We start from the raw sequence: 24,750 nt of genomic DNA, 5'->3' as shown, positions 1-24,750 counted from the left end.
GGTGTGACCGCACCCGGCCCCGCCCAGGCCGCACAAGCGGCCGTCGAACTCCCGATCGCCCGCGTCCTGCCATTGCTGCAGGTCAGTCACCTCGATCGGGAGTTCGACTATCTCGTGCCGCCCGAGCTGGACGAGCAGGCCCGGCCCGGTGTCCGAGTCCGGGTCCGGTTCTCCGGCCGGCTCGTGGACGGCTACCTCCTTGAGCGGCTCCCGCGTACCGAGCACGAGGGCAAGCTCGCCCCGCTGCAGCGCGTCGTTTCGCCGCTGTCCGTCCTCACTCCGCCGGTCCTGCGGCTCGTCACCGAGGTCGCCGCGCGCTACGCCGGAACCCGGGCCGATGTGCTGCGGCTCGCGATCCCGCCGCGACACGCGCGCGTCGAGAAGACCCTGCTGGACCAGCAGGCCGCCGAACCCGCGCCGCCGGAGGCACCCCCTGCCGCTCTCGCGGAGTACACCCACGGTGCGCAGTTCGCGGCGGCGGCCGTCGCCGCGAAGTCGCCGCGCGCGGTCTGGCAGGCACTCCCGGGCGAGGACTGGGCGGCGCGCCTGGCAGAGCTGGCCGCCACCGTCGTCGCGGCCGGACGCACGGCACTGCTCATCGTCCCCGACCAGGCCGATCTCGACCGGCTCGCCGCGGCGTGCGCCCACCTCGACCCCGCAGTGCTGGCCGCCGGCCTGGGACCCTCCGCCCGGTACCGGCGGTGGCTGCTCGCGCTGCTCGGGCGGACCCGGGTCGTGATCGGCACGCGGAGCGCCGCGTTCGCGCCGCTTCCTGACCTCGGCCTCGTGGCACTGTGGGACGACGGCGACGAGTCCTTCGTCGAGCCGCGCGCCCCGTATCCGCACACGCGGGAGGTGCTCGCGTTGCGGGCGCACCAGGAGGGCGCGGCGCTGGTCATCGGGGGCTTCGCCCGCACCCCCGAATCGCAGGCTCTCGTCGAGGCCGGGTGGGCCGCGGAGATCACGGCGCCGCGCGAGCTCGTCCGCAGCCGCTCGCCGCGCATCTCCGGGACCGCGGACTCGGACATCGCGCTGGCCCGCGACCCCCTCGCGCGCTCCGCCCGGCTGCCCGCCGCCGCCTTCGCCGCAGCACGGGAGGCGCTGAACGCCGAACGCCCCGTGCTCGTCCAGGTGCCGCGCCGCGGGTACGCGCCCGCGCTGGCGTGCGAGCGCTGCCGCACCCCGGCCCGGTGCCGGCGTTGTCACGGCCCGCTTGAGCAGGCCGGCGGAGGTGTCCTGCGCTGTCGGTGGTGCGCGCAGGACGACCCCGGCTACCGGTGCCCCGCCTGCGGTGGCACTGCGATGCGCGCGGTGATCGTCGGCGCGATGCGCACCGCGGAGGAATTGGGCCGGGCCTTCCCCGGCGCCGCCGTGACCGTCTCCGGCGGCGAGACGGTGCACGCCGAGGCGCCCGCGGGGCGACGGATCGTGGTCGCCACGCCGGGCGCGGAGCCCGTGGTCGACGGCGGCTACGGTGCGGCGCTGCTGCTCGACGGCTGGCTGCTGCTCGGCCGCGCGGACCTGCGGGCCGCGGAAGAGACCTTCCGTCGCTGGATGAACGCGACCGCACTGGTCGCCTCCGACGGTGCCGTAGTGTGCGGCGCCGACGCAGGTATCCGCGCGGTGCAGGCGCTGATCCGGTGGGACGCAGCCGGTTTCGCCGCCGCCGAGCTCGCCGAGCGGGCCGAGGTGGGATTCCCGCCGGCCACGCACCTCGCCGCGCTCGACGGCGCCGAGGCCGACATCCGGGCGGTCGCGGACGCCGCAACGCTGCCCGACGGTGTTGAGGTGCTCGGCCCCGTCGACCTGCCGCCCGGCGTGCGGATCCCCGGCGCGCCCGACGAGGGCCCGCCGCCGCAGCGGCTCCTGGTGCGCGTCGCGCGGCGGGACGGGCGCGCCCTGGCGCGAGCGCTGTTCCTGGCGCAGGTGGGCCGGGGCCTACGACGCGAGGGTAGCCCCGTCCGCATCCAGATCGACCCGCTGCGGATCGGTTAGGCACCGCCTCAGCGCTGCGGCAGCCGGGCCTCGACGGCGTCGATCGACAGGCCGATCGCGTACTCGAACTCGGCGTCCGCGTCGAACCGGGCAAGGTCTGCCGCGAGCGCCTCGACGGCCGGCAGGCCGCACTCGGCGAGCCCTGCCCGGCGGCGCTCGATGGCCCCGGCGTCCGTGATGCCGAAGGTCGGCGCCGCCTCGAACTCGCGGAGCAGCGTGCCGATCAGCGAGGCGAGCAGGGAGCGCATCAGGTGCACTGCCTCCGCGGGAGCGAATCCCGCACTGAGCAGCACGTCCAGAATCGACTGGGTGGGGGCGAGCGCGGCAACGGACTGCACCTGCCGGGTCAGTACGAGCGTCGCGGCCCGCGGATGGGCCTGGGCGGCGGTGCGGAACGCGCGGGCCACGCCCGCGAGGTCGGCGCGCAGGTCGCCGGTCGGCACGTGCACGACGATCGACCGGAGCAGGTGCTCGGTGACCGCGTCGAGCAGGTCGTCCTTGTCGCGGACGTGGTTGTAGAGGCTCTTCGCGTCGACCGACAGGTGTCGCGCGACGGCGCGCATCCCGACCTCGGTGACGCCGTCGCGGTCGATCAGCGCGAGCGCCGCCTCGACGACCGCAGCGCGCGACAGCCTCGGTGCGCCGAGGGCGGGGCGCCCTCGTCGGGGCCGCGGCGTGGTCATGAACCCCATCATCCCCTACTTTCGACACTCGAAAATATCCACACTGTGGGTAACATGACGGGATGGTCGCCCACACCTCCCGCTCCGTCATGCCGCCCGCGTCCGTCCTGCGGGCGCGCGAGAAGCTGGTGCTCGACCACTTCCACGACGAGGTGCGCCAGGACTGGGACGCGACCATGGAGACCTTCCCGCATCCGCACTACGAGCTCATCGCGCTGCGGCACTGCGTGGACGCCGTGATCGCCGAGTTCTGGCTGCTCGGGACCCACCGCGGGCCGCTCGGCGGGATCCCGTCCACCGGCGGTCGGCACCGTGCACGGATGACCGCGTACTTCGTCTTCGACGAGGGGGAGCGCCTCGTCGCCGAGCGGATCTACTTCGACCAGCTGACTGTCCTGCGGCAGCTGATCGCGGGCCTGAACCTGCGCAGCCCGAAGGGGCTCCTGACGTTGGGGCGGGTCCTGGTCGGAGCCCTCCGGATGTCGGGCGGCGCGCCGGATCCAAGACTCACGCGGACCGCGCCGCCCGTGCTGGACACCTGATCCGGCGTACCCGGTTCCCGGCGCGCCACTACCCTCGGTGTCGTGCGGGGAACAGGTTTCAGTGCCGGGTGGGCGAAGACGGACATCACGGGGGAGCCCTGGGGCGTGGGTCTCATGGGCTACGGTATGCCCGGCCAGCGGGGCCGCGGACTGCTCACCCGGCAGTGGGCCCGCGCCTTCGTCATCGCCACGCCCTCGCACCGGGTGGCCTACGTGGTCGCCGACATCGGGATGTTCTTCCAGGCTGCAGTCGACGAGATCACCGATCGACTGGCCGCCGCGACCGCCGGCCGGCTGTCGGCCGAGAACGTCGTGCTCACCGCCACCCACACTCATTGCGGCCCCGGCGGCCACGGTCGTCACCGCCTCTACAACATCACCACGCTGGGACACCACCGCCGCACCTTCCACCGCCTGGTCGACGGAGTGGTGCGCGCGGTCCTCGACGCGGAGGCGGCCCTCGCGCCCGCGGACCTGTCACTGGCCCGCGGCGAGTTGTACGACGCCTCCGTCAACCGCAGCGCGAGCTCCTTCGACCGCAACCCGGACCACGACCGGCTACCCGGCCGCATCGACCCCTCCGTCACTCTGCTCCGCGTCGAGCGGGACGGCGATCTTCGCGCCGCGATCGACTGGTTCGCCGTCCACTGCACGTCGATGGGCAACGGCAACCGTCTCGTCAGCTCCGATAACAAGGGCTGGGCGGCGTCTGCCTGGGAGGCGATGGAGCGCGGCCGCGAGCCGGGCTTCGTCGGCGCCTTCGCCCAGACCAACGCCGGCGACATGTCGCCCAATCTCGGGGGCGCCGCCGGCCACGGCCCCACGGACGACGAGCGGGCCAACACCGCCGAGATCGGACGCCGCCAGCTCGACGCCGCCCGTCGCCTCGCCGTCGGGCCCGGCCGTCCCTTGACTCCGGCGATCGACTATCGGCTCACCCACGTGGACTTCGGCGCTGCGCAGACCTCGACCGGCCCCACCGGGCGGGCCGTGCTCGGCGCAGCCTTCGCCGCCGGCACCTCCGACGGGCTCGGGTCCCCGGCCTTCCGCCAGGGGCTCGGCAACCGCGTCGGGTCGATCAGTCGGGCGCTGTACCGTCGCCGTCCGGTGCTAGCGGCGCAGCAGGCGCCGAAGGAGATGTTCCTGCCGGCCGGCGCGCTCGGCTGGGTGCAGGAGACCCTGCCGGTCCAACTGATCCGGCTGGGGGAACTGCACCTGTTGTGCTTGCCCGTCGAGGTGACCGTCATGGCGGGCGCCCGCCTGCGCGATGCCGTCGCCGGGGCGGCCGGCATCGACGCGGGTGACGTGCTGATCCAGGGCTACGCGAACGGCTACGCGCACTACCTCACCACGCCCGAGGAGTACGACGCGCAGCGCTATGAGGCCGGGAGCACCGTCTTCGGGCGCAATCAGCTGGCCGCCTTCGCCGAGGCCGCCCAGCGGCTCGCCGCCGACCTCGCCGCCGGACGCCCCTCCGCACCGGGCACGCCCCCGCCGAGGCAACGGGCCGGGCGGGTCGGGTCACCGTCGGGCTCGACGGTGCTGAGTCGTCCTCGTCCGGTCCGCGTCGTGGCGGTGCGGACGCCGGGTGCCGATGGCCGGCTCGCCGTCGACTTCGACTGCCCGCACCCGAACCGGGCGATCCCCGAGAGTTACGCGCAGGTGGAACGGCGCGAGGACGATCGCTGGCTGCTCGTCGCCGACGACGACGCACCGTCGACCGAGATCACCTGGCGGCGGCGGGGATTCGCGTTCCTCGCGACGGTCGCCGTCGACCTCGGCGGAGTGCCCGGCGAGTACCGCGTCGGTTACGCCGAGGCCGTGCCGGGCCGGTACGCCTGGGCCGTGGTCCGCGTGCCTTAGGCAGGCCCAGGCGTCCGCTCAGAGGTGGGCCGGGCCGTTCGTCGTGCGCGTGCTGGGGTCAGACGACACCGAGCGCGAGCATCGCGTTCGCGACGCGGATGAAGCCGGCGATGTTCGCGCCGGTCACGTAGTCGCCGGGGCTGCCGTACTCGTCCGCGGTCTCCAGACAGCGGTCGTGGATGCCCCGCATGATCTCGGCGAGGCGGTCCTCGGTGTAGTCGAAGGACCAGGAGTCGCGGGAGGCGTTCTGCTGCATCTCCAGGGCGCTGGTGGCTACGCCGCCCGCGTTGGCCGCCTTGCCCGGCGCGAAAGAGATCTTCGCCTCGGCGAAGAGCTTCACGGCCTCCGGGGTACACGGCATGTTGGCGCCCTCGGCGACGAAGTTCGTGCCGTTCTTGATCAATCGGTCGGCGGCGTCGCCGTCGAGCTCGTTCTGCGTGGCGCAGGGGAGCGCGATGTCGCACGGCACGTCCCAGACGGACCCGCCGGGCACGAAGATCGCGCCGCGCTCGGCCGCGTAGACGTCGATGCGCGCGCGGCGGCGCTCCTTGACGTCCTTGAGCAGCTCCAGGTCGATGCCCTTCTCGTCCACCACATATCCCGACGAATCGGAGCACGCGATGACGGTGCCGCCCAGCTGCTCGACCTTCTCGGTGGCGTACACGGCCACGTTGCCGGAGCCGGAGACGACGACCCGCTTGCCGTCGAACGAGTCGCCCTGCGTCTTGAGCATCTCGCGCAGGAAGAAGACCGCGCCGTAGCCGGTCGCTTCGGTGCGCACCTGCGAGCCGCCCCAGGTGAGGCCCTTGCCGGTGAGAACGCCCGACTCGTAGCGGTTGGTGATCCGCTTGTACTGGCCGAACAGGTAGCCGATCTCGCGGCCGCCCACGCCGATGTCGCCTGCGGGGACGTCGGTGTACTCGCCGATGTGGCGGTAGAGCTCCGTCATGAAGGACTGGCAGAACCGCATGATCTCGCCGTCGCTCCGGCCCTTGGGATCGAAGTCCGAGCCGCCCTTGCCGCCGCCGATGGGCAGGCCGGTCAGCGAGTTCTTGAAGATCTGCTCGAAGCCGAGGAACTTCACGATGCCCAGGTACACCGACGGGTGGAACCGCAGGCCGCCCTTGAAGGGGCCGAGCGCGGAGTTGAACTCGACCCGGAAGCCGCGGTTGAGCTGCACGTTGCCGTTGTCGTCCTGCCACGGCACGCGGAAGATGATCTGGCGCTCCGGCTCGCAGAGGCGACGGATGACGGCCGCGTCGACGTACTCGGGGTGCTTGCTGACCACCGGCGCGAGCGAATCGAGGACCTCTTTCGCGGCCTGGTGGAACTCGGTCTCCCCGGGGTTCCGCCGGAGGACCTCGTCATACAGAGTCCCCAGCGTGCCCTCAACCTGCGCCATGGCACAGTCCCTTCTGTCCGTAATGACCGTCAAGGGCACATTACGGTGTGAGCGATCGCAGCAGGCTCGCGCCCTGTGCCCTGGCGGGACCGCGGTCCCACCGGCGTCATCCGCGAGGACGGAACTCGTCGACGTAGCCCAGGATCGCCTTCTGGACCACGGGCCAGTAGCGATTCTGGGACTGCGACGGGAGGTAGATGTTGTGGCCCGCGCCGGGCAGCAGCACGGTTTCCCCGCGGCCGCCCTTGGCCTTCAGTGCAGCGATGAAGGCCTCGCATCCGGCTGGCCGGACGATACGGTCTGCGGTGCCGTTGAAGCACGTCACCGGGACCTTGGGGTTGATGTTCTGGATCGGGTCCGCGACAGCGAACTGCTGCGGGAATTCGTCCGGCAGGCCGAGGAAGAGTCGGGTGTTGACGTTGCCGTCGGCGACCGCGCGACGCATGTCGAGGACACCGCCCATCGAGACGACCGCGGCGGGCGTCACGGCCGGCACGCTGCCCATCGCACCGGGCGTGAGCATCGAGCGCGCGGAAGCCCACACGGCGAGCTGGCCGCCCGCGGAGTGACCGGCGACGACCACGTCGTTCAGGTCCAGGTTCGGTGCGTACTGCGCCTTCACCGTCTGCAGGTAGTCGATTGCCGCGGCCGTGTCGGTGAGGGTCACGGGATAGCCGCCGCCGGCGCCGATCCGGCGGTACTCGACGTTCCACACCGCGACGCCGTGGCTGACCAACGATCGCGCCATCTCCGACATCGATCCCGCAGCCGAGGGCGTGCGCCATCCGCCGCCGTGCAGCAGCACCACGACGGGGATCTGCGCGGGCAGCTGGATCGTGGTGCGGGCGCTGAGCGGGCCGCCCGACGGGTTCTGCTGCAGCGCCGGGTTGGCGGGCAGGTACAGCTCGCCGTAGTTCTGTTCGGGATCCGGGAACCCGTCCGGGACGGGGTAGACGATGCGCTGCGGCTGAGTCACCGGGAACTTCCCGACCAGCGAGCCCGGGTTCATCGGCGGGTACGACGCAGAGGGGGACGCCGGTGCCGACGACGACGGAGCACCCTTGCCACCCGTGACGGTGGTGGTGCACCCCGTGCCGAAGAGCACGGAAAGGCAGACGACGGCGCCGATCAGCGGCCGCCGGGCGCGCGCGAGCTGCACGTCGACCCTCTCTCGCCCGGCGGGGCGGTTCGTGGCGTTTCCGTCCGGAATCCTAAGGCAACCCTGGCTCGAACTGCTAGTGCGGGCGCGCCGCTGTGACAGGTGCCGCTGCCCGTCACCTGTCCGGGCTGGATAATGGGGGGATGAGTGTGCTCCCCGTTCGCATCTATCCGGACCCCGTACTGCGCACCCCCGCGGACGAGGTGACGGTCTTCGACGCCGACCTCGCGCGGCTGGTCGACGACATGATCGACACGATGCATCACCACAACGGTGCCGGCCTCGCGGCGCCGCAGGTGGGCGTCAGCAAGCGGGTCTTCGTGTACGGCTGCGGCGGCCGCGAGGGGCACCTGATCAACCCGGTGTGGCGCGCCGTCGGCGAGGAGATGCAGACGGCGGCCGAAGGCTGCCTGTCGATCCCCGAGGTACGTGGAGAGTGCACCCGGCACATGAACGTCGTGGCCGAGGGCGTCGACGTCGCGGGCGCTCCCGTCACCCTCGAGGCCACCGAGATCCTGGCCCGGTGCATCCAGCACGAGAGCGACCACCTCGACGGCGTGCTCTACCTGAGCCGCCTCGAACCCGAGGAGCGCAAGGCCGTGATGCGGGTGATCCGCACCTCGCCGTGGTTCACGGACCCGGGCGCCACCCTGGCCGCCGGTGCAGGCGGCGCGGGCGGACGCGCCTGATGCGGCTGCTGTTCGCGGGCACCCCTGAGCCCGCCGTGCCGGCGCTGCGCGCCCTGCTCGCCTCGGAGCACGAGGTAGCGGGCGTCCTCACCCGCCCCGACGCCCGCTCGGGCCGCGGCCGCGGCGTGCGGCGCTCGCCCGTCGGGCAGGTGGCCGACGAGGCCGGGATCCCCGTGCTCACCCCCGCCACGCTGCGGGATCCGGAGGCGCGGGCGGCGATCGTCGACCTGGCGCCGGACTGCTGCCCGGTCGTCGCTTACGGCGGGATGATCCCGCCCGATCTGCTGGACGTCCCCGTCCACGGGTGGATCAACCTGCACTTCTCGCTGCTCCCCGCGTGGCGCGGCGCCGCCCCGGTGCAGGCCGCGCTGGAGGCCGGCGACGAGGTCACCGGCGCGTCCACCTTCCGGATCGAGGCGGGCCTCGATACCGGGCCCGTCTTCGGCGTGCTCACCGAGCGGATCCGCCCCGACGACACCGCGACGGTGCTGCTCGACCGGCTCGCGGAGCACGGCGCCGAGTTGCTGACCCGCACCGTCGACGGGGTGGAGGCCGGCGCGCTGCAGGCCCAGCCCCAGCCCGCCGACGGCGTCTCGCACGCGCCGAAGGTCACCGTCGACGCCGCGCGAGTGCGCTTCGACCTGCCCGCCGGCGCCGTCGACAGGCACATCCGCGCCATGACCGACGCGCCCGGCGCGTGGGTGCCGCTGGGAGAGGCCCGGCTCAAGCTCGGGCCTGCCGTCGTCGCCCCCGAGGCCGAGCGCCTGGCCCCCGGCGAGCTGCGCGTCACCAAGCGCGACGTCCACGTGGGTACCGCCACGGCGCCCCTGCGGCTCGGCACCGTGCAGCCGCCCGGCAAGAAGCCCATGCCCGCCGCCGACTGGGCGCGCGGCGCCCGCGTCGAGTCCGGCACGACCCTCGGAGGCGACCAGTGACCGACCCCGCGCGGAGTGCCGCGCTCGAGACCCTCGCCGCCGTCCGCGAGCGCGGCGCCTACGCCAACCTCGTGCTGCCCGGCCTCCTCCGCGACAAGCGCCTCAAGGGCCGCGACGCGGCCTTCGCCACCGAGCTCACCTACGGCACCTGCCGCGCCCAGGGCCTGCTCGACGCGGTGATCGAGGACGCCTCCGGGCGGCCGGTCGCCGACATCGACGGGCCCGTGCTCGATGCCCTGCGACTGGGGGTCTACCAGCTGCTCCGCACCCGGGTGGGGGCGCACGCCGCCGTCTCCGAGACCGTGGACGCGGTCAAGGCGACCGCCGGCCGCGGCGCCTCCGGCTTCGCCAACGCGGTGCTGCGGAAGGTGTCCAAGGACGACGAGGACACCTGGGTCTCCCGCGTGGCCCCGCCCGCCGCGGACGACCTGCTGGGGCACCTGTCGATGCAGTACGCGCATCCGCGGTGGATCGGCGAGGCCTTCTGGAAGTCGCTGCGCGCCAACGGCATCAACTCGATGGGGCAGTTGCAGGCCTTGCTCGCCTCCGATGATTCCCGGCCGCCCGTGCACCTCGTCGCGCGACCGGGGGAGATCTCCGCCGAGGAGCTGGCGCTCATCGTCGAGGGGGAGACCGGCCGGCTCTCGCCCTACGCGGTGTACCTGCCCGGCGGCGATCCCGGCGCGCTCGACCCCGTCCGGGACGGCCTCGCAGGCGTGCAGGACGAGGGATCGCAGTTGGTGGCCCGTGCGGCGGCGGTCGCGCCGCTCGAGGGGCCCGACGGTGGCCGCTGGCTCGACCTGTGCGCCGGGCCGGGTGGGAAGGCGGCGCTGTTGGGCTCGCTCGCCTCGATCGACGGCGCCCGTGTGGACGCCGTCGAGCCCGCCGAGCACCGTGCGGAGCTGGTCCGCAAGGCGGTGCGCGGGCTACCCGTGGATGTGCACGTCGCCGACGGTCGCGCGTCGGGGCTCGATCCGGTCTACGACCGCGTGTTGGTCGACGCCCCGTGCTCGGGCATCGGCGCCCTGCGGCGGCGGCCCGAGGCGCGCTGGCGCAAGCAACCCTCCGACGTCGCGGACCTGACGGTGCTGCAGCGCGAGCTGCTGACCGCCGCCGCGGCGCTCACCCGGTCGGGCGGCGTCGTGCTCTACGCGACCTGCTCGCCGCACGTCGCCGAGACGCTCGGCATTGTCGGCGACGAGGAGCTGCTGGCGGCCGCGGGGCTGGAGCGGATCGACACCCGCCCGCTGGTCCCCGAGACGGACCTGCCGCTCGGCGACGGCCCGCACGTACAGCTCTGGCCGCACCTGCACGGCACCGACGGGATGTTCTTCCAGGCCCTCCGCAAGCTCCCCTAGCCCGATTGAACGACGTTTTGGAGATTTTGACCTGCGGTTTTGCTCTCCAGAACGTCGTTCAATCGGTGGATCTTCGGGAGTTTCAGGGGCGGGTTCGTGGGCGACGGTCCGCTCCAGCCGCGCGCCCGTAGCTCGCGGGCGACGCGGTCGAGAATCGCGGCTCGGCCGCTGAGGAGCATCGGTGAGGTGATGCGGATGATGACCCAGTGCTGGTCGGTGATGGCGTTCCAGCGGACGATGTCGATGCGCTGCTGCTCTGTCGAGCGGTGGTAGTCGCCGTCGTACTCGACGGCGATGCGGTACTTCCCGGAACCGAGATCGACGTGGAAGGGCGTACCCGGAACCGGTTGTTGGGGCCGGAAGAAGTCGAGGCCGGACCGGTGTACGACGAGCCGCGAGTACGTTTCCCACGGAGAGTGCGCGCCGTTGCTGGCCTCCGCGACGGCATCGCGGACGCGATTGGCACCGTAGAGGCCAGGGTGGGCGTCCAGGTAGGCGAGGATCGCGGCCTTGGTCGTGAGTGACCGTCCCCGTCGGTCGACTCGGATGAACTGGTCGACGGCCACGATCTTCTCGTCACCCTCGGCGAACCGCGCCAGGTCGACGGCAGTGCGAACGATCGAGGTCGCGACGTGTCCGCGCACGGTGACGACGTCCTCGGCCGGAAGGTGACCGCAGCGCATCACCACGCCGTGTCGCTTCCCCTGGGCGGGAAGCCAGATCTCCGGTCTGTGGCCGGCGGCGTACTCCACACCGTGCAGAACTGCAGCGGTCCAGCAGACGAACACGAGATCCGGGTAGGCGGACTCGAGTGCATCGAGAATGTCGTCGTCCGACGGCATTGCGGCGCCATCGTGGCGGATGCCGTGGATGACGGGGGTCGATTCCTGCCGGAGCGCATGCTCGGTCCGCCCGCCGAGGAGTTCCCGCCTGCGTCCCATCACATCAATTGGACGCACCAGCCCTGCGATCGGATCCCTACCCGACCAATTGAACGACGTTCTGGAGAGTCCTACCTGCGGTTTTGCTCTCCAGAACGTCGTTCAATTGGGGAGGGGGTTCAGCCCTTGAGGACGCCGCCCTTGGTGAACTCCTGGGCGCCGTCCCTGGCGTCGCCCTTCGGGTAGCCCATGCCGAAGGCGCCGCCGCCCTCGACCCACTGGTCCTTGATCTTGCCGGAGACGACGTGCGCGCCGTACTCGGGCGACCAGACGATCGAGCCGTTCTGGAAGTCGTTGTACGCGCCTGCGACGGACCCCGCGGTGGGGCCGCCGACGGAGAGCTCGCTCATCAGCGGGAAGCCCAGCTTGCCGGTGGGGCCGCCCTGCTTGAGGTAGAAATCGCGGATCGCGCCGGTCACTCCGGCCGCCTTGCCGCCGTTGACCTTCGGGTTCCAGTAGATGGTGCCGTTGGTGAACTCCTGCACCTTCGAGCCGCCCGCGACGTCCTTCTCGACGCCGAGGGGTTGGCCGTACTTCTTCTGACCGCCGTCCTTGGTGAAGGTGTCGTTGATCGCTCCGGTGACCGCGAACTTCAACGGCTCGTCGGGCTTGGTGTCTGCGGCGGGCGTGGTCGCCGCGGCCTGTCCGGCGAGGAGCTGGCCGAGGAGCTTCTGCGCGTTCGGGTCGCTGCCGAACATCTTGACCAGCGTCGCCACGTCGGTGGTGGGCAGCTGACCGGTGGCGAGGATCTGCTGTACGCCGGGGATTTTCGCCAGTTCGGCGAGCGCGGGCTGCGCCGATGCTGGGACGGCATTCGCGGTGGAGACCAGCGGCGTGTTCGCCGCCGCGGGCACCGCCGCGGCGGCAGGTGCGGCCGCCGCAGGCGCGGCGGGCACGACCGCTGCCGGTGCCGCGGCGGGCGCGACGGGGACCGCGGGTACGGCGGGCGCGACGGGATCGGCCATCGCGGGTGCCGCGGCAACGAGTGCGGCCGCGGCGACCGCCACGAACGTGGTCAAGGTGGTGCGTGCGATCCGCATGACGACCTCTCAACAATCGACGACACGAGAGTTACCCGTGTGATTAGTGGTGCTGATGTTACTAGAGTGACAAATGAAACACAACGACGACGCGGTGCGCGGCTGTGAATCCGCGGCCGAGCGGCACCACGAAGCCGAATTCCGCCTCGTGTGCGCGCAGGCCCGCGGACTCGCAGACGTAGAATCCGACGCATGTCTTCGCCGATGATCGCGCCGTCCATCCTCTCCGCCGACTTCGCCCGGCTCGGGGCTGAAGTGGCGGCCGTGGGCGGGCCGGAGGGCGCCGACTGGGTGCACGTCGACGTCATGGACAACCACTTCGTCCCGAACCTCACCCTCGGGCTGCCCGTGGTCGAGAGCCTGCTCAAGGCGACGACGATCCCCCTCGACTGCCACCTGATGATCGACGACCCGGGCCGCTGGGCGCCCCCGTACGCCGAGGCCGGTGCCTACAACGTCACCTTCCATGCCGAGGCGACCGACGATCCGGTCGCCGTCGCGAAGGACATCCGCGCCGCGGGCGGCAAGGCGGGTCTCGCGATCAAGCCCGGCACCGCCTTCGAGCCCTACGTCGAGATCCTCAAGAGCTTCGACACGCTGCTCGTCATGAGTGTGGAGCCCGGCTTCGGCGGGCAGTCCTTCATCGCCGACGTGCTGGACAAGGCGCGCGCCGCCCGCCGCCTCGTCGACTCCGGCGAGCTGCGCCTGCTCGTCGAGATCGACGGCGGCATCAACGCCGACACCATCGAGCAGGCCGCCGCCGCGGGCGTCGACTGCTTCGTGGCGGGCTCCGCCGTCTACAACGCCGCAGACCCCGCCGAGGCGCTGCGCAAGCTCCGCGCCCAGGCCGCAGCCGTCCCGCGCGCCTGACGGTGGACCTGCAGGCCGCGCTCGCACTGGCCGTCGAGGAATCGGCGGCCGCCCGTGGGATCAGCACCCCTAACCCGCCCGTCGGCGCCGTGATCCTCGCGGCCGACGGCACCGTCGCCGGGCGGGGCCGCACCGCCCCCGCCGGCGGTCCGCACGCGGAGGTCGTCGCTCTGGCCGAGGCGGGGGAGGCCGCGCGCGGCGGCACCGCCGTCGTCACCCTGGAGCCGTGCGATCACACCGGCCGCACCGGGCCCTGCACACAGGCCCTGATCGCCGCTGGCGTCGCGCGCGTCGCCTACGCCGCCGCCGATCCGAATCCGCTCGCCGCCGGGGGAGCGCACACCCTGCGAGCGGCCGGGGTGGAGGTGGTGCACCTCGCCGCCCCGCCGTGGCCGCTTACCGAGTGGCTGTTCCGGCAGCGGCACGGCCGCCCGATGGTCACCGTCAAGCTGGCGGCCACCGTCGACGGGCGAATCGCCGCCCCCGACGGCACCAGTCAATGGATCACCGGGCCCGCCGCGCGACGACGGGCCCACGCCGAACGCGCCCAGCTCGACGCGATCATCGTCGGCACCGGCACCGTCCTCGCCGACGACCCCGCGCTCACCGCCCGCGATGCCGACGGTGCGCCGCTCGCGCACCAGCCGACCCGGATCGTCCTGGGGGAGCGGGAGATCCCCGCCGCTGCGAAGGTGCTCACCGGGCCGGGCGAGGCGCGTTTGGTCCGCGGCCGCGACCCGCATGCCGCGCTCCAGGCCGCCGGCGACGCCGTGCACGTCCAGGTCGAGGGCGGCGCGACGGTGATCGGCGCCTTCGTCGCTGCCGGCCTCGTGGACCGCGTCCAGGCCTACATCGCCCCCGTGCTTCTCGGCGCCGGACTTCCCGCCCTGACGGTGCCCGGCGTGGGCACCCTGGCCGACGCGACGCGACTGAGCCTGGACACCGTCGAGCGGCTCGGCGACGACCTGCTGGTCACCCTGTTGCGTTCTGCCTGAGCCCAACACTTGGGGCCGCGGCCGGTGAGTGCTACCTTCGGAAGCGGAAGTTCTCAGGGCGGGGTGCGATTCCCCACCGGCGGTGATGGACTCCGGGCGATCCCGGTGTTCTAGCCCGCGAGCGCCCCACCGCGAGGAGGGGGTCAGCAGATTCCGGTGCGATCCCGGAGCCGACGGTCATAGTCCGGATGAAAGAGAACTACGCGGGTGTATCCCGCGTCGTCGTGCCGCCCTGAGGCCGAAGCGGCAGGAGCGGCGGATGTTCACCGGCATCGTCGAAGAGTTGGGCGTGATCACCGCCCGCGAGGACCTCCCGGATGCGGCCCGTTTCACGGTCCAGGGCGATCTCGTCACCTCCGATGCGAAACACGGCGATTCGATCGCGGTCAACGGTGTCTGCCTCACGGTCGTCGCCGTCGAGGCCGGCGCCTTCACCGCCGACGTCATGGAGGAGTCCCTCCGCCGCAGCTCGCTCAGCAAGCTCGGCCCCGGAGACCGTGTCAACCTCGAGCGCGCCGCCGCCATCAACTCCCGGCTCGGCGGCCACATCGTGCAGGGACACGTCGACGGCACCGGCCACGTCCTGAGCCTCAGCCCGTCCGAACACTGGACCGTGGTGCGGCTCGCCCTCCCGGAGCAGCTCGCCCGTTACGTTGTCGAGAAGGGCTCGATCACCATCGACGGCGTCTCGCTCACCGTCTCCGCGCTCGGGCAGGGGGTGACCGGCGACGACGCGCAGCACTGGTTCGAGGTCTCGCTCATCCCCACCACTCTCGAGCTCACCAACCTCGGCGGGGCCGAGCCCGGCACCGTCGTCAATCTCGAAGTGGACATCGTCGCGAAGTACGTCGAGCGCCTGACCGGATTCGCCGGGCGCGAAGAGGAGAAGTAGCCATGACGAGAATGGATTCGATCGAGCGCGCCATCGCCGACATCGCCGCAGGCAAGGCCGTCGTCGTGGTCGACGACGAGGACCGTGAGAACGAGGGCGACCTCATCTTCGCCGCCGAGAAGGCGACCCCCGAGCTGGTGGCCTTCATGGTCCGCTACACCTCCGGGTACCTGTGCGTGCCGCTCGACGGCGCCACCTGCGACAAGCTGGGTCTGCCGCCCATGTCCTCCACCAACCAGGACAAGCACGGCACCGCCTACACGGTTACCGTCGATGCCAAGGAGGGCGTGGGCACCGGCATCTCCGCCGCCGACCGCGCCACCACCATGCTGAAGCTGGCCGATCCGAGCTCGACGGTTGACGACTTCACCCGCCCCGGGCACGTCGTGCCGCTGCGCGCCAAGGACGGCGGCGTGCTGCGCCGCCCCGGCCACACCGAGGCCGCCGTCGACCTCGCCACCCTGGCCGGGCTCGCCCCCGCCGGCGTGATCTGCGAGATCGTCTCGGAGAAGGACCCGGGCGGCATGGCGAAGTCCGACGAGCTGCGCGTCTTCGCCGACGAGCACGGGCTCGCGATGATCTCGATCGCCGACATGATCGCCTGGCGCCGCAAGAACGAGAAGCACGTCGTGCAGCTCGCCTCCGCGCGCATCCCCACCCGGTACGGCGACTTCCAGGCCGTCGGCTACACGTCGATCCACGACGACGTCGAGCACGTCGCGCTGGTCAAGGGCGACATCACCGCCGACGACGGTGCCGACGTCCTCGTCCGCGTGCACAGCGAGTGCCTCACCGGCGACGTCTTCGGCTCGCTGCGCTGCGACTGCGGCCCCCAGCTGGACGCCGCCATGGAGATGGTCGCGCAGGAGGGCCGCGGCGTCGTGCTCTACATGCGCGGGCACGAGGGTCGGGGCATCGGCCTGATGCACAAGCTGCAGGCCTACCAGCTGCAGGACGGCGGCGCCGACACGGTCGACGCGAACCTCCAGCTCGGACTGCCCGCCGACGCCCGCGACTACGGCCTCGGCGCGCAGATTCTCGTGGACCTCGGCATCACGTCGATGCGCCTGCTCACCAACAACCCGGCCAAGCGCGTCGGCCTCGACGGCTACGGGCTGCAGATCACCGAGCGGGTGGCGATGCCGCTGCGCGCCAACGCCGAGAACATCCACTACTTGCGCACCAAGCGCGACCGCATGGGGCACGACTTGCGCGACCTCGACCACTTCGACCAGGGAGGTACCGCGTGAGCGGCGCTGGAATCCCCGACATCACGCTCCACGGTGCCGCCGACCTGCGGCTGGCGATCGTCGCCTCCCGCTGGCACGACACCGTCTGCGAGGCGCTCCTCGCAGGCGCGCTCCGGACGGCGGAGTCCGCGGGCGTGCGGAACGTCACCGTCGAGCGGGTGGCGGGCGCCGTCGAGCTGCCGGTCGTCGCGCAGGAGCTCACGCGCAGCCACGACGCGGTCGTGGCGCTGGGCGTCGTGATCCGTGGCGGCACCCCGCACTTCGAGTACGTCTGCGACGCGCTCACCGCGGGCCTGCTGCGCGTCTCGCTCGACGCCGGCGTCCCCGTCGGCAACGGCGTCCTCACCACCAACACCGAGGCCGAAGCCCTCGACCGCGCGGGCCTGCCCGGCTCGGCCGAGGACAAGGGCGAACAGGCCGCGTCGGCCGCACTCGACACCGCACTCACGCTGCGCAAGCTGCGGGCGGCCCGATGAGCCGCATCGCACTCGTCCAGGCCACCTGGCACCGGAACATCGTCGACCGGGCCCGCGACGGCTTCATCGAGGAGTGGCAGCGCCTCGGCCACGACGGTGCCGAGGTCGACGTCTTCGAGGTGCCCGGCGCCTACGAGATCCCGCTCACCGCGAAGCGGCTCGCCACCACGGGGCGCTACGCGGCCGTCGTGGCCGCCGGCCTCGTCGTGGACGGCGGAATCTACCGGCACGAGTTCGTGGCGACCGCCGTCATCGACGGCCTGATGCGCGTGCAGCTCGACACCGACGTCCCCGTCTTCTCGGTGGTGCTGACCCCGCATCACTTCCACGAGCACGACGAGCACACCGCCTACTTCGAGCGGCACTTCGTGGGCAAGGGAGCCGAGGCCGCCCGCGCCGTCGACTCCACGCTGACGGTGCACGCCGCGCTGCCGACCTCGTAGCCCCGTCTGGCGTGCGGGACGGCCCGCTGTCCGCCTTCCGTAGAATGGCCCCGTGATGACCGACGCGACCACGCAGCCCGTGCTCGAAGTGACCCCGCGCAAGATCAAGTTCTACGCCTGGTCCTTCGCCGTGGTGCTGGTTCTGGGCCACGCCTTCGTCGCCTGGCTGCTCAAGGCCGGCGGGGACTCGGGGATCGCCTTCAAGACCGGCGATCAGGCGGGCATGGTGGGCATCGGGATCATCCTTGCCTGCGGCGCGCTGCTCTTCGCCCGCCCCCGGCTGCGCCTCGGCCCCGACGGGGTCACGGTGCGGAACCTCCTCAACGAGAACACCTATCCGTGGGACGTCGTCGAGGGCTTCTCGTTCCCTGAGGGCGCACAGTTCGCGCACCTCGAGCTGCCGCGTGACGAGTTCGTCGCGATCTGGGCCATCCAGGCCCGCGACGGCGAGCTCGCGGTGCAATCCTTGGACCGCGCCCGCGAGGTCGCCGTCGTCTACCAGCGCTGAGCGCTACTTGATCGTGCCGCCGCGCCCGTGCAGGATCGTCATCAGCTGCGTCAGCTGCCCCTCCTGCGCTGCGGTGCGCGCGAAGCTCGTCAGGTTGAGCAGCGGGTTGAAGCGCTTGCGGGCGATGCCCTTGGCATAGGTGAACTCGCGCAGGCCGTCGGGGCCGTGGATGCGGCCGAAGCCCGACTCGCCGACGCCGCCGAAGGGCAGGTTCGGCACGCCCGCGAAGGTGATGATGCCGTTCACGGCGGCCATGCCGGAGCGGATCCGGTCCGCCAGCTCCATGCCGCGGGCCTTGGAGAAGACCGTCGCCGCGAGACCGTACTTCGTGGCGTTCGCGAGCTCGACCGCCTCGTCCATGGTGTCCACCTTGGCGACCGTCACCGTCGGACCGAAGGTCTCCTGCGTCACGGCGATGGAGTCCTCCGGCACGTCGACGAGGACCGTCGGCTGGACGAACCGCTCGCCGACCGCATCGACGCCGCCGACGAGGGCGCGGCCACCGCGAGCCAGGGCGTCCTCGATGTGCGACTTGATGATCGCCAGCTGGCTGGGCATGGTGATCGGGCCGATCTTGGAGTCCTCGGAGTCGTTCGCCGTGACCTCACGGGCCTTGGCGACGAGCTTCTCTAGGAATGGGTCGTAAACGTCCTTGTGCACGTAGACGCGTTCCACGCCGACACAGGTCTGGCCGGCGTTGGCGAAGGCGCCCCAGGCGGCGGCGTCGGCGGCGGCGTCGAGGTCGGCGTCGCGGTCCACCAGGAAGGCGTCCTTGCCGCCGGCCTCGATCACCACCGGCGTCAGCGTCTCGGCGCACGCGGCCATGACCTTCTTTCCCGTGTTGGTGGAGCCGGTGAAGGCCACCTTGTTCACGCCGGAGGTGCACAACGCGTTGCCGGTCTCACCGAGACCGGTGACGGCCTGCAGAACGGGGCGGCCGACGGCCTCCTCAAAGGTGCGGGCCAGCCACACGCCGACGCCGGGCGTGTACTCCGAGGGCTTGAAGACGACGGCGTTGCCGGCGGCGAGCGCGTAGGCGATGGACCCCATCGGGGTGAAGACGGGGTAGTTCCACGGGCCGATGACGCCGACGACGCCGAGCGGGTGATAGCGCACCGTCGCCGACTGGTTCGCCATGACCAGGCCTGAGCCGACGCGCCGCGGCCCGAGGACCTTCTTCGCGTGGTTGGCGGCGTAGGCCAGGTGGTCGATGCCGAGGGCGGCCTCGAGCAGGGCGTCGCCGTGTGGCTTGCCGGTCTCGTCGTGCACGATCTGCGCCAGCTGGTTGATCCGCCGGGTGATCACGCCCTTCCACGTGTTGAGGGCCTGCTTGCGGCCGTCGAAGCCGATCTCCTGCCACCAGTCGGCCTGCTCGCGGGCCCGCGCCACGACTGCGTGCACGTGGTCGGTCGAGTGGATCGGGTACGTCTCGACCACGTCGCCCGTGCGGGGATCGAGGGAGTCGAAGGTCTTCGTGTTCGCTGCGGTCATGCTGACTTCCTGATCTCGTCGGCCGCCTTCTCGGCGATCATGATGGTGGGGGCGTTCGTGTTACCGCGGGGCACGGCGGGGATGACCGAGGCGTCGACGACGCGCAGGCCCTCCACGCCGCGCACGCGCAGCTGCGGGTCGACGACGGCGTCGTCGTCGGTGCCCATCCGGCAGGTGCCGACGGGGTGGAACAGCGTCTGCGTGTAGTTCGCGATGAGTGCGCGGATCTCTTCCTCCGACGGGTCCTCGGCGATGTGCCAGGGCTTGCCGAGGTAGCGGGCGAGCGGTCCCTGCTGGGCGATCTCCATTACTGCGCGCACCCCCGCGACCATCGCATCGGCGTCCTGGGCGGCGTCGTAGTAGTTCGGTTCGAGCGCAGGCTTGTAGTTCGGGTCGGCCGAGCGTAGTCGCAGCGTCCCGCGGCTCGCGACGTCGACGACGGTGGGGCCGAGCATGATGCCGCGACGGTGCGTCTCATGCAGGAGGTTGTCGTATACGCCGGCCGGCATGACGTGGATCTGCAGGTCGGGGTGTTCGAGGTCCTCCCGGGACCGGAGAAAGGCGCCCGACTCCGCGCCGTTCGACGCCAGCGGTCCGGTGCCCGTGAGCTTCCAGCGCAGGAGGTTACCCACGTCCTGCTTCTCCAGCAGGTCGTAGCTGCCGTGCACGTCGTAGTCGACGGGGACCATCGGGTGGTCGTGCAGGTTGGCGCCGACCCCGGCCAGCGCGGAGCGGACGTCGATGCCGTGCTCGGCGAGGTGCTCCGCCGGCCCGATGCCCGACAGCATGAGCAACTGCGGCGAATTGATCGCCCCGCCGCTGACGATCACCTCGCGGCGCGCGCGGAGGGTCTGCTCGGCACCGCCGGTGCGGATCGTGACACCCGAGGCCCGGTCACCGTCGAACTCGATGCGTTGCGCCGTGGACCGGATCGCGACCGTGAGGTTGGGGCGCCCGCGATTCGGCTCGATGTACGCCTTATCGGTGGACCAGCGTCGCCCGCCCTTGCAGGTGACCTGGTACAGCCCCGCGCCGTCCTGCGCGGCGCCGTTGAAATCGTCGGTGGGCTTCAGACCCCAGGCGACCGCCGAGTCGACGAAGGCGTGGGTCAGCGGGTGGTTGAACCGCCGGTCCTCGACGGTGAGCGGGCCGTCCGTGCCGTGGTACGGGCCGCTCAGGCGCGTGTTGCCCTCCGCCTTGCGGAAGTACGGCAGGACCTCGTCGAACGACCATCCGGTCGCGCCCTGCGCGGCCCAGCGGTCGTAGTCGGCGCGGTTGCCGCGGATGTAGATCATCGCGTTGAGCGACGAGCAGCCCCCGAGGGCCTTCATTCGCGGCCAGTACGCCGGCCGGTCGGCCAGGTGCTTCTGCGGGGTGGTGGTGTAGTTCCAGTCCCACTTGGTCTTGAACATCGCGGAGAAGGCGAGCGGGATGTGGATCTCGTCCGCATCCGCCTCGCCGCCCGCCTCGAGGAGCAGGACGGAGACGCCCGGATCCTCCGACAGGCGGGCCGCCACGACGGCGCCCGCGCTGCCGGCCCCTACCACGATGTAGTCGTATTCGTCCGGCGGCAAACCCGCTCCTCGCGTCGTTCCAGTGCTTGGTGACGAAGTTACTCGGAAGTCTCGTGGGCGTGAAGGGATTGGACAGGTTCGACGGTGCCCTCAGGTCACCCTCAGGCGACGGCGGGGGCGAGGCGCTTGATCATCGGGGTGAGGGCCACCACGACCAGGCCGACACCGATGGCGGTGCCGCCCAGGATCAGGAAGTACGGCGCCTCGTCGTTCTGGTCGTAGAACGTGGCGAGGCGGCCGGCCAGGGCGGTGCCGAGGCTGATCGATAGGAAGTTCAGCGCCACCATCTGCGTGGCGAACGCGCGCGGCGCCAACTTCGTGGAGACGCTCAGGCCGACGGGGGAGATGCACAGTTCGGCGAGCGCGAAGATCAGCATGATCCCGAGGAGCCCGATCAGCGGCGCGGTGTTCACGCCCGCGGGCATGAGCAGGAAGGCGAGGAAGGCGACGCCGATGCCGATGGTGCCGATCGCGAACTTGATCGGCGTACTCGGCTGGCGCGGGCCGAGCTTCGTCCACAGCGCCGCGAAGACGGGCGCGAAGATCAGGATGTACACCGGGTCGACCGACTGGATCCACGAGGCGGGGAACTCCCAGCCGCCGAGGCTGCGGTCGAGACGCTCGTCGGCGTAGACCGCGACGAAGGTGAACATCTGCTGGAACAGCGCCCAGAAGGCGACCTGGGAGAGGAACAGCGGGATGAACGCCCTGACGCCGTTGCGCTCGGCACCGTCGACCCGGCTGCTGCGGAGGAGGAAGACGAAGTAGGCCAGGGAGATCGCGGCGACCGAGATGATCACGGCGTCGACGAGGTTCTTCGCGGTGATGACACCGAGGAGGATCAGCGCGACGAAGACGGCGATCGCGATCACGGCGCCGACCACGACCCGCTGGATGTCGGTGCGGGAGGCGGGGTTCGGCACCTCCTGGCTGATCCGCGGCAGCATCTTCCGGGTGAGCCCGTACTGGATCAGGCCGAGTGCCATGCCGACCGCGGCGAGGCCGAAGCCCCAGTGGAAGCCGGCGTTGTCCTGCAGGTATCCGGTGAGCAGGGGGCCGATGAAGGCGCCGAGGTTCACGCCCATGTAGAAGAGGGAGAAGCCCGCGTCGCGGCGGGTGTCGCCCGCGGGGTACAGGTCGCCGACCACCTTGGTGGCGTTGCCCTTCACGCCGCCGGAGCCGACGGCGACGAGCACGAGGCCGATCGCGACGCCCGTCGCGCCGGGGATCGCGGCGAGGGCGATGTGGCCCGCCATCACGAGGCACGCGGAGTAGAAGAGGGTGCGCTCCGCGCCGAGCAGGCGGTCGGAGACCCACGCGCCCGCGATCGTCGAGAGGTAGACGAATCCGCCGTAGGCGCCGACGATCCCGAGGGAGGTGGTCTTGTCGAAGCCGAGGCCGCCTTCCAAGGCGGAGTAGTACAGGTAGTACGCGAGGATCGCCTGCATCCCGTAGAACGAGAAGCGCTCCCACATCTCGACGCCGAACAGGTTCACCAGCGGCCACGGGTGTCCGAAGAAGCGGGTGTCTGGTTTGTAACCGGGGGTGGTGGTCATTCGTCGATGTAATCACGCCCGAGGCGCCCGGCGTGGCAGCTCAGCGCAGGAGTCGCGCCGCCTCCGGCTGGTACGCGTGCTCGGCCCACTCGCGCGGCGTGCTGCCGTACCGCTTGTCGACGACGGTGCGGTCGGCCCCGGCGTCGAGGAGCGCGCGGATGAGGTCGAGGTCACCCGCCCAGGCTGCGTGATGGAGGGGAGTCGCGCCCTCCCCGTCTCTCGCGCTCGGGTCGTCGGGGAAGGCCGGGACGGTGACGGTGACTCCCGCGACGTCGATGCCGTACTCGGCGAGGAGATTCAGGCGCGCGGCGAAGCCGTGCTGCGCCGCCCAGTCGACCTGGCGGCGCCACACCTGCGCGCGGTTCTCCGTCTCGGCACCGACACGCGTCTCCCACGGACTCGGCCCGGCGTCGGCGAGGCCGTACGCGAAGAGCAGCTCGAGGTGCGCGTCGTCGGGCCGGAACATCCGGTTGTAGAGCGTCTGCTGGTCGACGGGATGCGCGCCTCGGTCCAACAGGAGGGCTGCCAATTCCTGGGCCCGTGGGTGCCGAGGCTGGCGGCCGGCGCCCTGCTCGCCTTCGCCGAAGACTCCGGTGAGGGCGGTGAACGGGGTGGGCAGGCCGGAGTGCAGGAAGCCGGTGTTCGGGTCGGCACCGGCGTCGAGGAGCAGCGTCGCGACGTCGAGCGAGCGATCGATCGCCGCGTCGATCGGAAGGCGCGAATAACAGAGGTAGCTGAGGGGGTGCCAGCCGAAGGGGCCGCCCGGGGCGGCCGCCAGGGAGGGATCGGCACGCAGATGTGCGGCCACCGCATCGGCGTCGCGCGCCGCCGACGCCGCCCAGACGGACCGCTCTACGATGCCGGGGTCCTGCGCGAGCAGGTCGGCGGCGGCGCGCCAGCGCGGAGGCTCGTCCGACGGTCCGTAGCGGAGGGACGCGAGTGAACAGAAGAGGTCCGCGGGCGCGAGTGCGGCCTCGTCCACCGCGCACGGGTCCACGGTGAGGTCGGCGTTCGACGCGGCGGGGGAGCCGCTGCGTGCCGGTCCGGTCATCAGTGCCTCTCGTCGGGCCTGTCGTCGCGGTCAGCGCAGCAGGTTGGTGCGGGTCACCTGCTCGCGCAGGAAGTGGAACTGGGCGTCGAGGCTGGCCTGCAGGTCGCGCAGCTCGTTCGCGTGGCTCTGGAAGCGCAGTGCATCGGCCTCGTTGCCGACGGCGTCGCGGTACAGCTGGTCGAGCAGCTCGCGGTGAGCGCTGCTGTTGGTCCGGTCCAGGATCTGCAGGTCGCCCAGGAGCCGTTCGACGGGGCGGAGCTCGCCCAGGTACTCCGCGAGCGCCGCCACGTGATCGCGGAGGGCGTCCTCCGCCATCCGCGCGGCATGGGCGAACTCGTCGATGTGCTGAGCCAGCGCGGGAGTAGCCGGCGAGGCGCCCGAGGGCCGCGGGGTGTCGGTGCGCATGCGCCACACGCGGTACGCGCGGTGGCTGATGTCCTGCAGCGTGGCGTCGAGGTTGATCCGGACGCGGTGCTGGTCGAGGAGCGAGTTGTTCCACGCGGGGGAGCGGCGGATCTCCTCGGTGAGCAGGACCGCGACGCCCAGGAGTCGGGTTTCCACGCGGGTCTGGCCCGGTTCGGCGTCGGGGTTGTACGCGGGGGTGCGCTCGGCGCGGAACGGCCACGGATTCGCGGCGAGACGCGCCTGCTCCCGCTCGGCGATCCGGTTCTTGTAGCGCGTGAGCCGCCAGAGGTGGAACCCGGCGACTCCGGCGGCCGCGAGCAGGAAGATCAGGATCGCGGGGACGCCGGACGTCGCAATCGCGCTGCTGACCACGAGAGCGCCGATCACGACGAGGACCGCCGCACCCTTCTTGATCTGCGGCGGCGACCGGTACTGCAGACGCGCCGGGTAGCCGGGCGTGTTGCTCGCGGTGAACCGCCGGTAGGCGTCGTCGATCGCGGTCGCGCGCAGGTTCTGCAGGTAGTGGGCGGCGTCGTGCGCCGCGGCCTGCGCCTGCTCCCGCCCGACCGGAACCGCGTCCGCCGCCGTGGTCACCCGGTGGGCGATCTCCTGGGGCACCGTCTCCGCCATCT

23 protein-coding genes and 1 riboswitch are annotated in these 24,750 nt (G+C 71.7%); of the genes, 13 read left to right on the top strand and 10 right to left on the bottom strand.

The window, feature by feature from the left end; translation table 11 throughout:
• The first annotated feature begins 3 nt into the window (after nt 1–3).
• Nucleotides 4–1,995: a primosomal protein N' gene (locus HNP44_RS19240; protein ID WP_259144476.1), complete on the top strand. Its 1,992-nt coding sequence runs from the start codon at nt 4–6 to the stop codon at nt 1,993–1,995.
• Nucleotides 1,996–2,003: 8 nt separating this feature from the next.
• On the opposite strand, the gene HNP44_RS19235 is transcribed toward HNP44_RS19240, so the two are convergent.
• Nucleotides 2,004–2,678, bottom strand: coding sequence for a TetR/AcrR family transcriptional regulator (locus tag HNP44_RS19235; RefSeq protein ID WP_259144477.1), 675 nt, complete (start codon nt 2,676–2,678; stop codon nt 2,004–2,006).
• A gap of 62 nt (nt 2,679–2,740) precedes the next feature.
• On the opposite strand from HNP44_RS19235, the gene HNP44_RS19230 reads away from it, so the two are divergent.
• Nucleotides 2,741–3,220, top strand: coding sequence for an ester cyclase (locus tag HNP44_RS19230; protein ID WP_259144479.1), 480 nt, complete (start codon nt 2,741–2,743; stop codon nt 3,218–3,220).
• A 42-nt stretch (nt 3,221–3,262) separates the two neighbouring features.
• Complete coding sequence (locus HNP44_RS19225) at nt 3,263–5,083, top strand: neutral/alkaline non-lysosomal ceramidase N-terminal domain-containing protein (RefSeq protein ID WP_259144480.1); 1,821 nt, start codon at nt 3,263–3,265, stop codon at nt 5,081–5,083.
• 58 nt (nt 5,084–5,141) lie between these two features.
• Here HNP44_RS19225 and gdhA read toward each other — a convergent pair whose 3' ends face one another.
• Together gdhA and HNP44_RS19215 are read right to left on the bottom strand one after the other, a co-directional pair.
• Entirely contained in the window at nt 5,142–6,485 is a 1,344-nt protein-coding gene (gene gdhA / locus HNP44_RS19220; protein ID WP_259144481.1) for an NADP-specific glutamate dehydrogenase, read from the bottom strand.
• 106 nt (nt 6,486–6,591) lie between these two features.
• On the bottom strand, nt 6,592–7,644 hold the full coding sequence (locus HNP44_RS19215; RefSeq protein ID WP_259144482.1) for an alpha/beta hydrolase family protein: 1,053 nt from the start codon (nt 7,642–7,644) through the stop codon (nt 6,592–6,594).
• Between the two features lie 143 nt (nt 7,645–7,787).
• On the opposite strand from HNP44_RS19215, the gene def reads away from it, so the two are divergent.
• The 3 genes from def to HNP44_RS19200 are packed head-to-tail and all read left to right on the top strand — an operon-like array spanning nt 7,788 to nt 10,626.
• Nucleotides 7,788–8,333 (top strand): peptide deformylase, encoded by a 546-nt coding sequence (gene def, locus HNP44_RS19210; RefSeq protein ID WP_259144483.1) that lies wholly within the window; start codon nt 7,788–7,790, stop codon nt 8,331–8,333.
• Nucleotides 8,333–9,268 carry a methionyl-tRNA formyltransferase gene (locus tag HNP44_RS19205; protein ID WP_259144484.1) on the top strand — a complete coding sequence of 312 codons (936 nt, stop codon included), beginning with the start codon at nt 8,333–8,335 and terminating at the stop codon, nt 9,266–9,268. Before def ends, HNP44_RS19205 begins: the two co-directional genes overlap by 1 nt.
• Nucleotides 9,214–10,626, top strand: coding sequence for an RsmB/NOP family class I SAM-dependent RNA methyltransferase (locus HNP44_RS19200; protein WP_259144599.1), 1,413 nt, complete (start codon nt 9,214–9,216; stop codon nt 10,624–10,626). Before HNP44_RS19205 ends, HNP44_RS19200 begins: the two co-directional genes overlap by 55 nt.
• Here the strand turns inward: HNP44_RS19200 and HNP44_RS19195 are convergent.
• Together HNP44_RS19195 and HNP44_RS19190 are read right to left on the bottom strand one after the other, a co-directional pair.
• Nucleotides 10,623–11,567: an endonuclease domain-containing protein gene (locus tag HNP44_RS19195; RefSeq protein ID WP_259144485.1), complete on the bottom strand. Its 945-nt coding sequence runs from the start codon at nt 11,565–11,567 to the stop codon at nt 10,623–10,625. The genes HNP44_RS19200 and HNP44_RS19195 overlap by 4 nt on opposite strands.
• A gap of 119 nt (nt 11,568–11,686) precedes the next feature.
• Nucleotides 11,687–12,607 carry an LGFP repeat-containing protein gene (locus HNP44_RS19190; RefSeq protein WP_259144486.1) on the bottom strand — a complete coding sequence of 307 codons (921 nt, stop codon included), beginning with the start codon at nt 12,605–12,607 and terminating at the stop codon, nt 11,687–11,689.
• Between the two features lie 192 nt (nt 12,608–12,799).
• Between HNP44_RS19190 and rpe the strand changes: the two genes are divergently transcribed.
• The 7 genes from rpe (at nt 12,800) to HNP44_RS19155 (ending at nt 18,041) form a co-directional block, all read left to right on the top strand.
• Nucleotides 12,800–13,477, top strand: a complete 678-nt coding sequence (gene rpe, locus HNP44_RS19185; RefSeq protein WP_259144487.1) for a ribulose-phosphate 3-epimerase — start codon at nt 12,800–12,802, stop codon at nt 13,475–13,477.
• Nucleotides 13,478–13,479: 2 nt separating this feature from the next.
• Entirely contained in the window at nt 13,480–14,472 is a 993-nt protein-coding gene (gene ribD, locus HNP44_RS19180) for a bifunctional diaminohydroxyphosphoribosylaminopyrimidine deaminase/5-amino-6-(5-phosphoribosylamino)uracil reductase RibD (RefSeq protein ID WP_259144489.1), read from the top strand.
• 45 nt (nt 14,473–14,517) lie between these two features.
• A riboswitch (FMN riboswitch) is annotated at nt 14,518–14,676 on the top strand.
• 55 nt (nt 14,677–14,731) lie between these two features.
• Nucleotides 14,732–15,364 (top strand): riboflavin synthase, encoded by a 633-nt coding sequence (locus HNP44_RS19175; RefSeq protein WP_259144491.1) that lies wholly within the window; start codon nt 14,732–14,734, stop codon nt 15,362–15,364.
• 2 nt (nt 15,365–15,366) lie between these two features.
• On the top strand, nt 15,367–16,614 hold the full coding sequence (locus HNP44_RS19170; RefSeq protein WP_259256926.1) for a bifunctional 3,4-dihydroxy-2-butanone-4-phosphate synthase/GTP cyclohydrolase II: 1,248 nt from the start codon (nt 15,367–15,369) through the stop codon (nt 16,612–16,614).
• Nucleotides 16,611–17,090 carry a 6,7-dimethyl-8-ribityllumazine synthase gene (gene ribH, locus HNP44_RS19165; protein ID WP_259144496.1) on the top strand — a complete coding sequence of 160 codons (480 nt, stop codon included), beginning with the start codon at nt 16,611–16,613 and terminating at the stop codon, nt 17,088–17,090. Before HNP44_RS19170 ends, ribH begins: the two co-directional genes overlap by 4 nt.
• Nucleotides 17,087–17,533, top strand: coding sequence for a 6,7-dimethyl-8-ribityllumazine synthase (locus HNP44_RS19160; RefSeq protein WP_259144498.1), 447 nt, complete (start codon nt 17,087–17,089; stop codon nt 17,531–17,533). Before ribH ends, HNP44_RS19160 begins: the two co-directional genes overlap by 4 nt.
• Nucleotides 17,534–17,588: 55 nt before the next feature.
• Nucleotides 17,589–18,041: a PH domain-containing protein gene (locus HNP44_RS19155; protein ID WP_259144601.1), complete on the top strand. Its 453-nt coding sequence runs from the start codon at nt 17,589–17,591 to the stop codon at nt 18,039–18,041.
• Between the two features lie 3 nt (nt 18,042–18,044).
• Here HNP44_RS19155 and HNP44_RS19150 read toward each other — a convergent pair whose 3' ends face one another.
• The 5 genes from HNP44_RS19150 to HNP44_RS19130 form a co-directional block, all read right to left on the bottom strand.
• Nucleotides 18,045–19,532, bottom strand: a complete 1,488-nt coding sequence (locus HNP44_RS19150) for an aldehyde dehydrogenase family protein (protein ID WP_259144499.1) — start codon at nt 19,530–19,532, stop codon at nt 18,045–18,047.
• Nucleotides 19,529–21,106: a GMC family oxidoreductase gene (locus HNP44_RS19145; RefSeq protein WP_259144502.1), complete on the bottom strand. Its 1,578-nt coding sequence runs from the start codon at nt 21,104–21,106 to the stop codon at nt 19,529–19,531. The genes HNP44_RS19150 and HNP44_RS19145 overlap by 4 nt, the downstream gene beginning before the upstream one ends.
• 101 nt (nt 21,107–21,207) lie before the next feature.
• A complete protein-coding gene (locus tag HNP44_RS19140; RefSeq protein WP_259144503.1) occupies nt 21,208–22,662 on the bottom strand; it encodes a peptide MFS transporter in 1,455 nt (484 codons plus the stop codon).
• A 40-nt stretch (nt 22,663–22,702) separates the two neighbouring features.
• Nucleotides 22,703–23,713, bottom strand: a complete 1,011-nt coding sequence (locus HNP44_RS19135; RefSeq protein ID WP_259144504.1) for an ankyrin repeat domain-containing protein — start codon at nt 23,711–23,713, stop codon at nt 22,703–22,705.
• A 30-nt stretch (nt 23,714–23,743) separates the two neighbouring features.
• Nucleotides 23,744–24,748 carry a hypothetical protein gene (locus tag HNP44_RS19130; protein WP_259144505.1) on the bottom strand — a complete coding sequence of 335 codons (1,005 nt, stop codon included), beginning with the start codon at nt 24,746–24,748 and terminating at the stop codon, nt 23,744–23,746.
• Between the last annotated feature and the right edge of the window lie 2 nt (nt 24,749–24,750).

Source organism: Tsukamurella ocularis (genome assembly GCF_024807615.1).
GTDB lineage: Bacteria > Actinomycetota > Actinomycetes > Mycobacteriales > Mycobacteriaceae > Tsukamurella > Tsukamurella ocularis.
Note: the sequence above shows the minus strand (reverse complement) of the source record. Positions and strands in the feature narration are given on the sequence as shown.

Excerpts from the sequence above, each read along its gene's own strand:
- rpe (WP_259144487.1), top strand. The coding sequence starts at position 12,800 with ATGTCTTCGCCGATGATCGCGCCGTCCATCCTCTCCGCCGACTTCGCC.
- HNP44_RS19205 (WP_259144484.1), top strand. The coding sequence starts at position 8,333 with ATGCGGCTGCTGTTCGCGGGCACCCCTGAGCCCGCCGTGCCGGCGCTG.
- HNP44_RS19190 (WP_259144486.1), bottom strand. The coding sequence starts at position 12,607 with ATGCGGATCGCACGCACCACCTTGACCACGTTCGTGGCGGTCGCCGCG.
- HNP44_RS19150 (WP_259144499.1), bottom strand. The coding sequence starts at position 19,532 with ATGACCGCAGCGAACACGAAGACCTTCGACTCCCTCGATCCCCGCACG.
- HNP44_RS19135 (WP_259144504.1), bottom strand. The coding sequence starts at position 23,713 with ATGACCGGACCGGCACGCAGCGGCTCCCCCGCCGCGTCGAACGCCGAC.
- HNP44_RS19195 (WP_259144485.1), bottom strand. The coding sequence starts at position 11,567 with ATGGGACGCAGGCGGGAACTCCTCGGCGGGCGGACCGAGCATGCGCTC.
- HNP44_RS19160 (WP_259144498.1), top strand. The coding sequence starts at position 17,087 with ATGAGCCGCATCGCACTCGTCCAGGCCACCTGGCACCGGAACATCGTC.
- gdhA (WP_259144481.1), bottom strand. The coding sequence starts at position 6,485 with ATGGCGCAGGTTGAGGGCACGCTGGGGACTCTGTATGACGAGGTCCTC.
- HNP44_RS19140 (WP_259144503.1), bottom strand. The coding sequence starts at position 22,662 with ATGACCACCACCCCCGGTTACAAACCAGACACCCGCTTCTTCGGACAC.
- HNP44_RS19130 (WP_259144505.1), bottom strand. The coding sequence starts at position 24,748 with ATGGCGGAGACGGTGCCCCAGGAGATCGCCCACCGGGTGACCACGGCG.
- HNP44_RS19170 (WP_259256926.1), top strand. The coding sequence starts at position 15,367 with ATGACGAGAATGGATTCGATCGAGCGCGCCATCGCCGACATCGCCGCA.
- HNP44_RS19230 (WP_259144479.1), top strand. The coding sequence starts at position 2,741 with ATGGTCGCCCACACCTCCCGCTCCGTCATGCCGCCCGCGTCCGTCCTG.
- HNP44_RS19155 (WP_259144601.1), top strand. The coding sequence starts at position 17,589 with ATGACCGACGCGACCACGCAGCCCGTGCTCGAAGTGACCCCGCGCAAG.
- HNP44_RS19175 (WP_259144491.1), top strand. The coding sequence starts at position 14,732 with ATGTTCACCGGCATCGTCGAAGAGTTGGGCGTGATCACCGCCCGCGAG.
- def (WP_259144483.1), top strand. The coding sequence starts at position 7,788 with ATGAGTGTGCTCCCCGTTCGCATCTATCCGGACCCCGTACTGCGCACC.
- HNP44_RS19235 (WP_259144477.1), bottom strand. The coding sequence starts at position 2,678 with ATGACCACGCCGCGGCCCCGACGAGGGCGCCCCGCCCTCGGCGCACCG.